The 13,694-nt window shown below is 35.5% G+C and carries 8 protein-coding genes; 6 read left to right on the top strand and 2 right to left on the bottom strand.

The genetic code is table 11. From position 1 onward, the window contains the following. Nucleotides 1-206 precede the first annotated feature (206 nt). The 3 genes from DLK05_RS06090 (at nt 207) to DLK05_RS06080 (ending at nt 4,062) form a co-directional block, all read left to right on the top strand. Nucleotides 207-1,502 (top strand): hypothetical protein, encoded by a 1,296-nt coding sequence (locus DLK05_RS06090; RefSeq protein ID WP_127343124.1) that lies wholly within the window; start codon nt 207-209, stop codon nt 1,500-1,502. Next, complete coding sequence (locus tag DLK05_RS06085; RefSeq protein WP_127343123.1) at nt 1,495-2,760, top strand: hypothetical protein; 1,266 nt, start codon at nt 1,495-1,497, stop codon at nt 2,758-2,760. The genes DLK05_RS06090 and DLK05_RS06085 overlap by 8 nt, the downstream gene beginning before the upstream one ends. 855 nt (nt 2,761-3,615) lie before the next feature. Next, nucleotides 3,616-4,062 carry a hypothetical protein gene (locus DLK05_RS06080; RefSeq protein ID WP_127343122.1) on the top strand — a complete coding sequence of 149 codons (447 nt, stop codon included), beginning with the start codon at nt 3,616-3,618 and terminating at the stop codon, nt 4,060-4,062. A gap of 63 nt (nt 4,063-4,125) precedes the next feature. Here the strand turns inward: DLK05_RS06080 and DLK05_RS06075 are convergent, their stop codons facing one another. After that, complete coding sequence (locus DLK05_RS06075) at nt 4,126-5,721, bottom strand: PorP/SprF family type IX secretion system membrane protein (protein WP_209319752.1); 1,596 nt, start codon at nt 5,719-5,721, stop codon at nt 4,126-4,128. A gap of 12 nt (nt 5,722-5,733) precedes the next feature. Then, a complete protein-coding gene (locus DLK05_RS06070) occupies nt 5,734-9,669 on the bottom strand; it encodes a T9SS type B sorting domain-containing protein (protein ID WP_127343120.1) in 3,936 nt (1,311 codons plus the stop codon). Nucleotides 9,670-10,115: 446 nt separating this feature from the next. Between DLK05_RS06070 and DLK05_RS06065 the strand changes: the two genes are divergently transcribed. From DLK05_RS06065 to DLK05_RS06055, 3 genes are all read left to right on the top strand, one after another. Beyond that, nucleotides 10,116-10,565, top strand: a complete 450-nt coding sequence (locus DLK05_RS06065; RefSeq protein WP_209319751.1) for a dCMP deaminase family protein — start codon at nt 10,116-10,118, stop codon at nt 10,563-10,565. A 15-nt stretch (nt 10,566-10,580) separates the two neighbouring features. Further along, nucleotides 10,581-12,185 (top strand): S41 family peptidase, encoded by a 1,605-nt coding sequence (locus DLK05_RS06060; RefSeq protein ID WP_127343119.1) that lies wholly within the window; start codon nt 10,581-10,583, stop codon nt 12,183-12,185. Between the two features lie 181 nt (nt 12,186-12,366). Then, nucleotides 12,367-13,299: a Spy/CpxP family protein refolding chaperone gene (locus DLK05_RS06055; protein WP_127343118.1), complete on the top strand. Its 933-nt coding sequence runs from the start codon at nt 12,367-12,369 to the stop codon at nt 13,297-13,299. Nucleotides 13,300-13,694: the final 395 nt, after the last annotated feature.

Here is a 13,694-nt window from a genome sequence, read left to right as displayed (position 1 = left end):
GAAAGAAAGAGGTTTCTGAATTCATTTCATTTGCATGGCCCTTGTTTTTTCAAGAAAAGAGTTTTGCTAATAAATGATCTAATTCGTAAGAGGAATAATCAATATGATATAAAACATATGATTTTTTCATCAATAATTAACAGATTCTTGCATGACTAATAGGTTGTATTGTTAACTTAAGGGCTGTATTATAAAAAAATAGATTAATGGCTAAAAAGCGAAAAAAAGTAAAATCTCAGCCAGTAAGGAAACGTGATAACTCCCCTCAAAACAATAATGTATTAAGGAAGAAGTATATTCATGTTTTAGAGAAGGTATGCAAACATACTGGTTGTGAAGATGCATTTAAATTGCTTTCTAAGGAGGAAAAAATTAAAGCCTTTTCATGTCGGGTTTATGTAGGACCGCTTAAAATTGAGAAAAAGCAAAAGCTGGGAAAAGATACTATTAGATTTTTTACAGAATATGTAAAGTGTTATTATACCGATCGTGATGGATATCATCTAATAGCTGGGGAAACAAGACTAAGTAATTTCGAATTACTTGTAGGTGCACAATTTATTAGCACAATAGACATGCTGCAAGAAAAGCGAAAAGAACTATTGCTAGTTGCATTTGCACCTATGCATCAATATTTAGGATCTATAGAGAGGTTGGTATATAATATCATTCGTCATTATGTGCTTATAGCCAATATTACCAATCTTTTTGATAAGACCATTTATGTATTGAAATTAAAATTTGAGGTGAAAGACTATCCCACACCAGGATTATATTTTGATTCAGTGCTGGAATCTATTCCACCCCGATCGAGTATATATGTAGAAAATGGTAATGCCCGAAAAGTACATCAGATTGGACATCTGAATAATGGTTTTGATGTAGATTGGCTTTTTGTTCCGGTAAAAGAATTAGAGAGAATCTATAAAGGAGATAAAAAATACCTGCCAGTATGCATTCAAACACATGCCTATCATCGATTATTGGAAAGGATGAAACCGATATCAGAAATTTATATTTTATGGCAATTGAGTAAATTATTTCAGGATTCGAAGCAGATTGAAATCTATAAGGGACATATTCTGATTCCTTTTTTTTATTTGAAACACAAATGCGGTTATTTCATGTGTGTTTTAAATAAGAATCGATTGATCATCAAAACCTTTTTGTTTTTAACACATCACAATACACCCGAAGGTGAAAAGCTGGAAGAGATTTTGGGCTTAAGCAAGGAAGAAATCTCTTATTGGAAAATCGGATCCCTGCAAAATTTTATCAAGTCTGATCTGGAAAACAATCATCAAATAATGGTGGCTTTTGAGAAGGCTGACATCAGTCATTTGTTTGATATGGATCCGATTTATGTGAAACAAGAGGAGCAAAAAACATTTAATTGGGATGCTTTAAATTCCTACATCAATAGAGGCAAAACAGAACTTTTTGATGAGGGAGCAGAAGATGATCTTGAAGTAGAATTCTTGAATACAACGATGAATGAGTAAGAAGCGGAAAAAGAAAATACACGCTGTAAAGCCTTGTAAAAAGGCTGCTCAAAGAGTTTATTTTAATCGCATAAAACAGCTGAGCCAAATGCTTGGTTGCGACGACGCATTGCGTATTCTGACAAAGCAGGAGGTAGCTAAAATTTATTCACAACGAATGCATTTTACGAAGCCTAAAGTGAAGGCAGGGTATCAAATTAGCAGGAAGAAAATGAGATTCTACACTCATTTTTGTCAACTGTTTTGCAGGCAGGAAGAATATGTTTTTGTAGAAGGACAAAAACAGGTTTCGATTATTAGTTTAGTGGCTGTTGAGCGATTTATAAAGTGGCTCAATAACATCTCCCAGGAAAGAGGTGATGAAATTAAAAAGGCTTTTAAACCTTTGATTGATCATTTTCAGGAAATAGAACAACCATTAAAAAATATGTATATCAATTACAATAAAGTTCTTCTTGTCTTGAATTCATTTACCCAGAGAATGTACTCTTTCGAAACTGCCTATGAATACCGAAAAAATGAGGTGCTCGGCTTATATCATACCCTATCGATATATAGTATTGAACCAAGAGTTAGTCTGGTGAATATAAACGGGATTAAAAGAACCGTATATCAGTTAGGCTGGCAAAGTGTAAATAATAAAACCAGTTGGAAGAGCATTTCTGCGTATCAACTTTCGGGCTTGTATAAGGGAGATGAAAAGGAACTTCCGGTCTGTATTCAAAACCATGCCCTGGAAAGATTTGCAAGCCGAACCAAACCCATCAGTAAAGTATCTGGACTGGCCAGTATGGAGTTTTGTTTTAGAACGAATGAACCTAAAATTTATCGCACTAGTATTTTATTCCCGATGTATTTTAATGATATAAAATTGGGGTATTTTATCGCAAGGATAGTGGGTGATAGGATTGTGATCACCACATTCCTTTTTGTTACTCAGCACGGCACGCCCGAAGGAGATCATCTGGAAAAATTATCCGGCTTAAGCAAAGAGGAAATCAGCTATTGGAACATTGCCAGCCTCGAAGCATTTTGCTCCAGCGATATAAACACAGAACATGGGATTTTTATCCTTTTTAAAGCATGTGGTTTAGATTATCTTTTTGAGTGCTCTAAGCACATAACTAAGAAGGAAAATTACACTTACAATTGGACAGCTTTAAGCGATTACATGAGAAGAGGAAAAGAATTGCTAAGTGATGATTCTGATCAAATCGATTACGAATTTGAATTGTGTGATGAGGAAGAACTAGTCTAAAAATAAGTAAAGCATTATAGACCTTTATAATGTTTTGCATCAACAATAGTAACTGTCTTAAACAGAGATGGAAATATTCAGATATATTATTGGGAAGTTTGAAATGTTTTGAAAATACTGGAAAAATTCACATTCTTTAACACTTCTTGCGTTTTGTTAACGGAGCTGTTAAATATCCTTGTAAGGAACAATAGAAATTAGGTTTTTCATAGATAAAAGATTAGGAGTTATAACTAAAAACAGACCCGGCGGATTGTCGGGTCTGTTTTTTTAATATTATTAAGACATAATTACGTCATCCTTCATCTTTGGGCTTGTATCTTGTATTATTATTTCGACATATCGTTTATCAGAATATTTAAATCTTTTTAACTTCTTTTTCAAGCTCTTAACATTTAAATATTGTAATTTTAAAATAGTGAAAAACAGTAAGTGGTTTTTTTCATAGATTAAAGATTTAGGTTAGTAATTAGTGGTTAGAGGAAAACCCGGTGTGATGCCCGGGTTTTTTTCTTGATTTAGAAAAAATTAATGCTTTTGCAACAAATAATATTAACAATGCGTAAACGCTAAAACAATTGGTAAATATTTCGCATTGATTTTCATAGATTAGATTTAGGGTTAGAGGAGTGGTTCGTGTTTTACACGAGCCATTTTTCTTTTAAAGTAAGCAGAACGATTAGGAACTAACAAATTATCTCATTAATCATTCATCTTTGTTATTGTGTGTTTCACTTGTAAAATAAACACCCAAATCAATAATTTTCACGAATAACATTTTGTAAAGTGAACATATTTTGTAGATTTGTATTCAATGTGATATTTAATCAAAATTAAAATTCGAATATTTAAGTCATGAAAAAATCGATTGTATTTATATTTGTTTTGATGGGGTTTACTCTTAGTGCTCAGAATACTAAATTTGAAGTTTTAAAGCAGTTTGTGTCAGGATCCATTAATTTTAAAGCTGAAAGCATTGATCGTGCTCAGCCTATACTATCAATTAATGCAATTGCAGAAGAGCAAGCTGATAAAACAATTGATCTGACAAAAGAAAATATTGCTCAAGCACTCGAAACAGCCAGATCTTATAAGGCTTGTTTTATAACTGTGGGTATATACACCATCGTGAAGATCACTAATTTTGATGATTGTAGTCCTAGTGGTGCCTGGGGCGTATGTATGCCAATGGGTAAAGGATATATTCAAAAAGCAGGTGTGCTAAATGAGAAAAAAGATTACATCAAAAACATCATTGGTCGTCCGGGAAATCAAACTAGAAAATTATTTTTATTTAAATAGATACACTTTGGCTTAAAAGCTATACCTAGCTGGTTTGATGCAGCTAGGTTTTATTTTGTTTTCTTATTGATAGGAGTAGATTTCAAAAGCTACTCGGCGATTGTTTGCCCTGCTTTTATCATCCTTATTTGCGACAACTGGCATATGCTCTCCATGTGGAACGATAATAATTCTATTACCAGGTACTCCGTTAAGTGTCAGGTAATTTTTTACGGTAATTAATCTTTTATAGGCCAATTCATCATTTGATTTATCGGTGCCAATATCATCAGTATGACCATGCATTTTTAAAATATAGAATTCATTTTCTTTCATGATCTTAATTAAGGTTGCCAATTTTCTTCTGGAATATTCCGTGAGATAATACTTGCCAAATGCGAAATATACGTTTTCCAGATGTTGTTCCATTTCAATTCTTTCTTCCTTTTGTTCAGGGCATCCACTATTGGCTCTGCTTCCTGGTGTTTCGGGACAAAAATCTTCACTATCAACAACTCCGTCGCCATCGGTATCAACAGGGCAACCTTTATCATCTACGATATAAAACGGAGGAGTTTCTGGGCATTCATCCACTTCGTCAGGTACTCCATCCCGATCTTTATCCGAAAGCTTATCGCTTTTTTCCATGTCTTCCAATTCCTTTCTCAAACGATCAATCTTCTTGTATTTCTCTGCTAGCAGGGTTTTAAGGGTACTGATATCATTATCTAAAATTCGATCTGGTACCTTTTTCGATTTACCTTTAAGATGGAATCCAATTAAAAATTCGTGATTGTTGGAAGCGTATCTACCTGATTTACGAATTCCGATATCATAGGAATATCCGATGGTGAAATTTTTGAGGAAGTGAATCCCCAGATTTAAACCAAGCGAAAATTCATCGCGATAGTTTATGGCGAACCATCCTTTATTAGCCAATTCAGCAATCAAATTAAGATCATATTGTACGGGAGAATGATTAACATAGCGAAGCATCACGTTTGGAGTAAGCGAAAGGTCTTTTACCTGCTTAATCGGTAATTTGTAAGCTCCGGTAAGAAAAGCATGTCGTATAAGCTGGTAGGAGGATTGTTGAATTCCATTCTGCTCCTCTACAGCATTATTCAATAATTGAGGGACAGTAATTCCAACTGTTAGGTTTTTATGGGTATAGTATACTCCCATATTTGCCATAAACTCAGTGTTTTTATAATTGTTGTTTATTAAATAAGGATCGTTTGGATTAGCTTGAATTTCATTCATATTTAATCTGAAATCTGAAATTCCGGCAGCAATACCAAATCTCAAAAAATGAGAATCTGCCAATTTTAAACGGTAAGCATAACTTACCAAAGCCTGTGTATTATTAAAGATACCAACATCATCGCTGGTAAGATTAAAGCCAACACCATATTTACTTTCTTTCAAGCTAGCATCTGCTGTGAATACATGTGTTACTTGTCCGCCATCAAAAGCCATAAATTTCTGATTTCTCATTAAGTAGGCATTGAATAATCCATTTGCCCCAGAGGCTGCAGGATTGTACACAACCGGGTTAATATAATACTGATCTAAAAGCGGTACTTGTTGGGCAATAGATTGCGAAAATGGAAAACATGCAAAAACAAGTATGCACATTAGGCAAATGAATTTGGATTGGTGGAGTCTTGCTTCTTTCATTCCTTTGTGCATTTAATTGTTTCCCAAGATGGATAGACTTCCTTTGATTGGTTTCATTTCTTTCGAATTAAATTCAATCAAATAGTAATAGGCACCATTGGGTAAAATAGAACCATTAAAAGTTCCTTTCCAATCGTTCTGATAGGCTTTGGAGTGATACACTTCCTGTCCGTAAATATTAAATATATAAACCTCAGGATAACCCAAAGTAGGATTGTATAATAGTTGCCAATTATCATTTATACCATCACCATTTGGAGTTAGTGCATTATTTAAGATTACTTGTTTTTCAGAGTCGATTTTAATTTCTGCCAATTCTCCGGCATCAGATGATCTGCAAGCGTTTCCATCCACAACTAATACTTGGTAAGTTCCTGCTTTTAAATTACGAAGTTCCAATACAGGCTCATTAGAGGTAGTTGTTTCTCCAGGATCAATAATATAGGTGAAAGGAGCACTTCCCCCTGATACAGCAATAGCCAATTGTCCATCGTATCCAGTACTAATATCCGTAGGTATAATCTGAATAACAGGGTTTGGGTGAATGGTGTAGTCCGGGCGACTTACTTCTAAATCTTCCTTACAATTTCCAATTGCGATATACAAATTGGAGTTTTGGTTGGGATAAACATCTTCAAATAACAGACTGTTTCCATCACCGGTTTTACTGTTTATTTCCTGATCGGTATCCTTTAGGATATAATTTACTCCAGATAGGGAAGTTGGAAGTTCAATGTCTATCGATTCACCGGCACAGATTTCATCCGGAGTACTTAAACTTTCCAAAGGCAAGGGATCAAAATTTAGTACAGTGATTGATTTATTCTCATCTAAAGGCAATTCATCGGTACAAACACTTTCGTGAGTAAAAACCTGATACGTACTGTTGGTTGCAGGTTTTTGTACGGGAAAATCAATGGTGGAACCATTACCTACAATAGGAGGCTCGATATAATTTGTGCCGTCAAAAAGCTGATAAAATATGTCTGGTTCACTATTCTCCACAGAGAATACCAATTCTTCACCAGCACAAATTGTATCCTGGTCGGCAATTAATTTTTTATCCGTTGAGGGAGAGTGATGAACGGCAACATCTACTGTGTATCTTATATCTATTGGACTAAGGCAATTCTCGCCCATTGCTTCAATTCGATAGGTTGTGGATACATTTGGATTTGTAGGAGCAAAATGCAAGGATTCACTATTACCATTTAATGGATCTCCAATAGTAGCAGTGCCATCGAATAGTTGATAGCTTACTCCTGGATCTGTTGGTGTTAAAGAAACAGTTACTGCTTCTCCTTCACAAATGGTGTGCTTATCGATGGTAGGATGTAAGTGTTCTTCTGGTTGCAGACCAACCGTCACATAAATACTTTTTTGAAGCGTGTCCGAAGTACCGCAAGCATCGCTGGTAGCAATTACCTTATAGTCGACAGAACGAAATGGAGAAAATTCTGGAAAAGATAAAGTGTTTCCTGTACCTGCAATAGGATTTCCTTCGAGATAAGTGCCATCGTACAGCTGATAACTTACACCAATCTCTGTTGTATCCATAGAAATAATGGTTTTTTCTCCCACACAAATTTTGGGTTCCGATATGGATAAATTAATGGTGTCAATTGGTAAAGGAATTACCTTTAATTCAATTGTATTTTTTAAATCCAACCTATCATTACAAACAGGCATTGTAGTTTCGACCGTGTAATTGGTGGTTTTTGTGGGAGAAAGGCTTGCAAAATTCATATTTCCACCATTTCCTGTGGCGGAACTTTGTTCTACTCCTAAGTCGTCTTTAAGCCAGTAAGTCAAGCCAATTTCTGAATTTTCAACAGTAATAGAAACAGGAGTATTAAGACTTTCGCAAATAGGGTTGGAATCTGCTATCACATTTAAGTCAAGATTTGGACCCGGATGTACTGTTATATTGCTTGTATTGGGATACAAAACAGGACTGGAACAACCAGCACTACTTGCCTGTATTTGCAGCACCTGATTGTTTTTGGGTTTTATAAAAATACTCATATCTGCCCCGGTTCCTATATCGCTTCCCAACAAACCATCGGTACTACCTACAACTTCGTAGGTGATTCCTAATTCGCTATTTAAAATGTTAACAACGATAACTTCTCCTTCGCAAATTTCGTCTGGAGACACAGTGAATGAAATGCTTGCTGCCGGTTTAGGACGAACTGTAATATCAACCTGATTATTGATTTGGTAGGAAGAACTACAGGCTGCTTTATTTGCATCCACATAATAAGTTGTAGAACTGCTTGGTGTTATGGCAGGAAAAGTCACAGCACTTCCCGTTCCATTTATGGGAGCACCAATTGTTCCCGAAGCATCCTTTAATTGATAATCCACATTTGCTTCTGAATTTTCCAATCCAATAATAGTATTATCCCCTTCGCAAATTTCCGCTGGTGTTGCACTCAAATTGATATTCAATTCTGGTAAAGGTACTACCGTGACATTAGGTTTGGTATTCATTACGATAGTGGAGGAACAAGTATTTTTAGTGGCATTAATTTCATAAGTAATAGTATTGGTAGGGTTTACGTCAAATTCTATATTGCTACCGGTGCCATTTAATGCACTTCCAATATTATTAGTTCCATCAGTTAATTGGTAGGAAACATCTGCTTCCGAAGATTCAATTATAATACTCACTTGCTCCCCAGAACACGAACTGGCATTGTTGGGTGTAATGATTAAGTCCGGATCAGCTTGAGGGATAACCGTAATTTCTTTTGAGGCGCTTAATTCTTTGGGAACAGAGCATGCGCTGGTTATAGCTTTAACATGATAGTTGGTTGTATTTGTTGGATTTAAGGCAGGGAAGAATATGGCATTGCCATCTCCGCTAATGGATGCACCAATAGGATTTGTTCCATCAGTGAGCTGGTAATTGATTCCTGTTTCAGACTCATCTAAACCTATAGTTACCGATTCTCCCAAACAAATCTGATCTTTATCACTATTGATAGCAATATCAGTTCGTGGCGCAGCATTTACTGTCACTAATATTTTCTGATCTAAATCGAAATAACTTAAACAGTTTTGCCCGAATACTCGAATAGTATATAATTCAGAAGTAGTTGGATTTAAGGTGAATTGTATGGTAGATCCATTGCCTGATACTGCATTTCCAATATAAGATGATCCATTAAAAACCTGATAATCGACACCAAATTCACTAGATGCGATACTTAAAATTACTGTTTCTCCCGGGCAGATATTTGTTTCGCTTGCATCAATTACCAAATCTGTTTTAGGACTTGCCGACACACTAATCTCCGAAGTCTGATTTAATTTTAATCTGCCAAAACAATTGGCACTACTTACAAAAACCTGGTAGGTGGTATTGCTGGGTGGAGATATTTGTGGGAAACTAATAGAATTTCCATCCCCGGGGATGGGTGGTGGAAAATCATCCGGTCCATTATTTAATAAATAATCGAATCCGTTCTCCGAATTTTCTACCGAAATAATAATTCCTTCTCCCTTACAAATAATGGAATTACTAGCACTCACATTTAAATTTAAGTCGGGACCTGCATTTACAGTTATACTAACCGTATTACTTAAAGTTGAAGTTTCTGAGGTAGAGGTGCTGGTAGCTAGTATGTTGTAGGTGTTGGTAGCTGTCGGGCTTATGCTGAAGCTGATAGGATTGCCGGTTCCTGATACAGTTGATCCTATATTCGTAGTTCCGGTTCTGACTTGATAATCCACTCCAATTTCACTGTTTCCAAGTCTAATATAGGTCGTTTCTCCTGCACAAATAGTGTCGGCATCTACGCTAACTGATATGGAGTTATCTGGTGCCGCTTTTAGGCTTTGCATTTCAAAAGAGAGTGCATTATTGGCAAAAACAGCATTATTAAGAAAAACTAAACTGATACAAAATAGAATTACAGATAATAGATTGTAAAAATGTTTCATTCAATAGTTTTTAAATGTTTTTGATTTTAGCACGACTTTTTTAATATAGAATTGGGATCAAAGTATTGTTATTACGGTGGATTCACAATTATAGATTCATTTTATTTGATGATATTAAGAAATAGCGAGAATTAAGTGTAGTTAGAAGTATATGGTTTGTCCAATTCTTATAATCAGTCATTTACATTAGTTGTTAAAAAATAAAATGATTTATTTATTCCTGTTAATTTTATAAGAAATACTTAATTGTTTGAAAAGAAGTGAATTATTGCTCCGGTCTAAATTTATATAAAAATTTGACAAAACGAATAAAAAACAGGACAAATGACAAGCTCTGTGTTGTCAACCAAGGCTTCTGTCTTGTCAGGGTTTAGATTTTCAGTACTGCTAACTCCCAATATATTTTTATACATTTGTTTGAATCAATAACTAGATGGATTTAGCATATGCATAGCGATAATACATTGGAAATAGAAAAGAAACAAGATCGGTTAGATAGAAGATATTTAAAGATGGCCAAAATTTGGGCTGAGAATTCCTATTGTAAAAGAAGACAGGTTGGCGCATTACTTGTTAAGGATAAGATGATTATATCGGATGGGTATAATGGTACTCCTTCGGGCTTTGAGAATATTTGCGAAGATGAAAACTACAAAACGAAACCCTACGTATTACATGCCGAAGCCAATGCAATTACCAAAGTAGCAAAATCGAGCAATAGTAGTGAGAATGCAACGCTGTACGTTACAGCTTCTCCTTGTATTGAATGTGCTAAATTAATCATACAAGCCGGAATTGTGCGGGTTATCTACTCCGAAGAATACCATAGTTCAGAAGGAATCGAATTGCTCAAAAGAGCAGATATCGATCTAGAATATATTTGTTTAAACGATTAGATTAAAATAATTTTCATGGGTTATAATAATAGAAAAAGTGCGATAATCATGCCGGTACTTTTGGCATGTGCTCTTGTTTTGGGAATGTTCATAAATTCCTTTTTTCAAAAAAATGATGGTACACCATCTACTATTTTTCAATTACCGCGCGCTGCAAGTAAATTAGATGTGGTGTTAAATTTAATTGAGAAGGACTATGTAGATTCTGTGAAAGCAGCAGATTTGGTTGAGGAAGCTATTCCGGGCCTTTTAAAAGATCTGGATCCGCACACGGTTTATATTCCAGCAAAAGATTTAAGAGCTGTTAACGAAGAACTGAATGGAAATTTTGGCGGTATTGGCGTACAGTTTATTCGTTATCAGGATACAGTGGCAATTGTAAGAGTGATACCTGGCGGACCTTCTGAAATAGCTGGAATTCTTGCCGGGGATAGAATCGTTATGGTTGACGATTCAATAGTTGCCGGTGTAAAAATGACGGATAAGGAGATTATCAGCCGTTTAAAAGGACCTAAAGGAACACCAGTAAGAATTGGCATCAAGAGAAGAGGAAAGAAGGATCTTTTGAGTAAGGAATTGTTAAGAGGTTCCATTCCCGTTCCAAGTGTTGATGTTGCTTATATGTTGACTAAGGATTTGGGTTATATCAAGGTAAACCGTTTTGCAGCAACCACCTATTTCGAATTTTCGGAAGGATTGCAGAAGCTAAAAGATCAGGCTTGTAAGAAGTTAATTATTGATTTAAGAGGAAATACCGGAGGATATTTATCCGAAGCTACCAACATGATTAATGAGTTTTTACCCGAGGGAAATATGATTGTTTATACCAAGGGAAAATCGCAGCCTAAAACAGATTATAAATCTAATGGGGAAGGACAATATCAGGATTTACCTATTATTGTATTGATTGATGAAGGATCTGCTTCAGCAAGTGAAATTTTTGCAGGAGCTATTCAGGATAACGATCGGGGAAAAATTGTTGGTCGTCGCTCCTTTGGTAAAGGATTGGTTCAGGAACAGCGAATGTTACCAGATGGCTCGGCTTTAAGATTAACCGTTGCCCGATATTATACCCCAACCGGAAGATGTATTCAAAAGCCATATAATAAAGGTAAAGCAGATTATTATAATGATATCAACCACCGTTTTTTACATGGCGAATTTGAGAAAGCCGATTCGATTCATTTTAACGACTCCTTAAAATACACTACTCCCGGAGGAAATATAGTTTATGGTGGTGGTGGAATTATGCCGGATGTTTTTATTCCTGTGGATACTTCGGGATATTCCAATTATTTCCGCGATCTAAGGGCAAAAGGAATTATCTACCAGTACGCATTTTCTTTTGTAGATAAGCATCGTACGGAGATGAAAAAACTGAAAGATTATAAAGCGGTACTTCAATTTCTGAAATCGAAACCAATTATAGCGGAAATGGTTCGCTATGGGGCGAACAAAGGGGTGAAAGCAAATGCGGAAGGATTAAAAGAATCTCGTAAAATTATCGAGACACAAATAAAAGCATATATTGCCAGAGATATGATTGACGATGAAGGATTTTATCCTATCATTAAAGATCTGGATCAAACCTTATTGAAAGCCGAGACTTTATTCAACTAAATTCATTTCAAAATATCTGTAAATAAAGGTCTGCATAACTTGCAGATCTTTTTTCATTTTAGACATTTAAACCTTTTCGAAATCATAGAGTCTAAAAGCTGAAATCGATTTTAAAAAGTATGGTTACATTTCTGTTTAGGAGAAACAACCAATTATACATTGACATTAAATTTTAGATAAAATGAAACAGGTAAATAGATTTTGGAAAGAATTAGCAGCAGTTAGTATGTTCCTATTAATTGGGATTTCTTCATTAAATGCCCAACCGGCAAGGCAGTTTAACAGGAATAACTGTAAAGCCAATCTTAGCGACGAACAGAAAGTTCAGATGCGGGAAGTTCGAATTGAGCATGCCAATGCTACTAAAGATTTGAGAAATGAGCTAAACGAATTGAAAGCACATCAAAAAACATTGATCACTGCTGATAAGCCAAACAAATCGGAAGTGTATGCCAATATCGATAAAATGACTGCAGTCAAGAAACAATTGATGCAGGATCGGTTAAATATGAGATTGGAAGTGCAATCTTTCCTTACCGATGATCAGAAAGTGATGATGGCAAATCGTCCATTTGGGAAACAAGGAATGCAGCATGGCAAACGCGGTAAAATGGGAAAAGGCAGAGGTATGCATCAAGGCAATTGTGATGGTTCAGGGCAATTCTTGAAAAGAGGCAATCAACAAAGAGGTGACGGTTCAGGACAATTCTCGGAACGTGGCAAACAGCAAAGAGGTGATGGTTCTGGTGCAGGATGGAGACAAAATAACAAACCACAGAATTGTGCCAATAAAAATGCTTTGAACTTGTCTGATGCGCAACAAGAACAAATGAAGAATCTACGTGTATCTCATCTTCAGGCTACCAAATCATTAAGAGATGAGGCAGAAGTAATCAGATTGAAACAAAAGCAAAATAGGATCAGCGAGAATCCTGATAAAGGACAATTGATGGCGAATGTAAATCGTTTGTCGGAGATTCAAAATAAATTGGCAAAACAAAAATTTGATCATCAACTGGAAGTAAGAAAAATTTTAGATAAAGATCAGTTAACTATATTTCTAAGTCGCCCTGCTATGCATAAAGGTTTTGGCAGAGCTCACTGCAGATTTTAATTTTTTATATCAGGTTTAGTTTTTAAGGGCTTCGAGTAATCGGAGCTTTTTTTATGCTAAAATAATAACGACCTAAACGTTTCTTAAGAGCCAAAAAATGAAGTCGGGTGTGGGCGAAGCGCCAATTTAGTTGGACAATATTGTTCCTAAATATCAATATCGTCCTAAACGTTTCGGTTTATTTGTATTTTTTATTGCAAAAAAGATGTTTGTGGCTAATATATACTACAAAGGGGTTGTTTTTAAACAGCTTGAACAGTGGCATCTTCTTTAAATATCTTTCGTTTTACGAAAGCTTTAGTAAGACCGGGAAGTTGAGAACTTTGTTCGAAAATCCCCCGGCCGCACTTAAGCATGAGGCAAATAAGAAAGGTATTTAAAAAGCAGCCTTGATC

The organism is Ancylomarina longa, from assembly GCF_003996985.1.
GTDB lineage: Bacteria > Bacteroidota > Bacteroidia > Bacteroidales > Marinifilaceae > Ancylomarina_A > Ancylomarina_A longa.
This window is presented reverse-complemented; position numbering and strand designations above follow the sequence as displayed.

What these genes read in the sequence shown, in the direction of transcription:
- DLK05_RS06090 (WP_127343124.1), top strand. Translation starts at nt 207, where the DNA reads ATGGCTAAAAAGCGAAAAAAAGTAAAATCTCAGCCAGTAAGGAAACGT.
- DLK05_RS06080 (WP_127343122.1), top strand. Translation starts at nt 3,616, where the DNA reads ATGAAAAAATCGATTGTATTTATATTTGTTTTGATGGGGTTTACTCTT.
- DLK05_RS06085 (WP_127343123.1), top strand. Translation starts at nt 1,495, where the DNA reads ATGAGTAAGAAGCGGAAAAAGAAAATACACGCTGTAAAGCCTTGTAAA.
- DLK05_RS06060 (WP_127343119.1), top strand. Translation starts at nt 10,581, where the DNA reads ATGGGTTATAATAATAGAAAAAGTGCGATAATCATGCCGGTACTTTTG.
- DLK05_RS06070 (WP_127343120.1), bottom strand. Translation starts at nt 9,669, where the DNA reads ATGAAACATTTTTACAATCTATTATCTGTAATTCTATTTTGTATCAGT.
- DLK05_RS06065 (WP_209319751.1), top strand. Translation starts at nt 10,116, where the DNA reads ATGCATAGCGATAATACATTGGAAATAGAAAAGAAACAAGATCGGTTA.
- DLK05_RS06075 (WP_209319752.1), bottom strand. Translation starts at nt 5,721, where the DNA reads ATGAAAGAAGCAAGACTCCACCAATCCAAATTCATTTGCCTAATGTGC.
- DLK05_RS06055 (WP_127343118.1), top strand. Translation starts at nt 12,367, where the DNA reads ATGAAACAGGTAAATAGATTTTGGAAAGAATTAGCAGCAGTTAGTATG.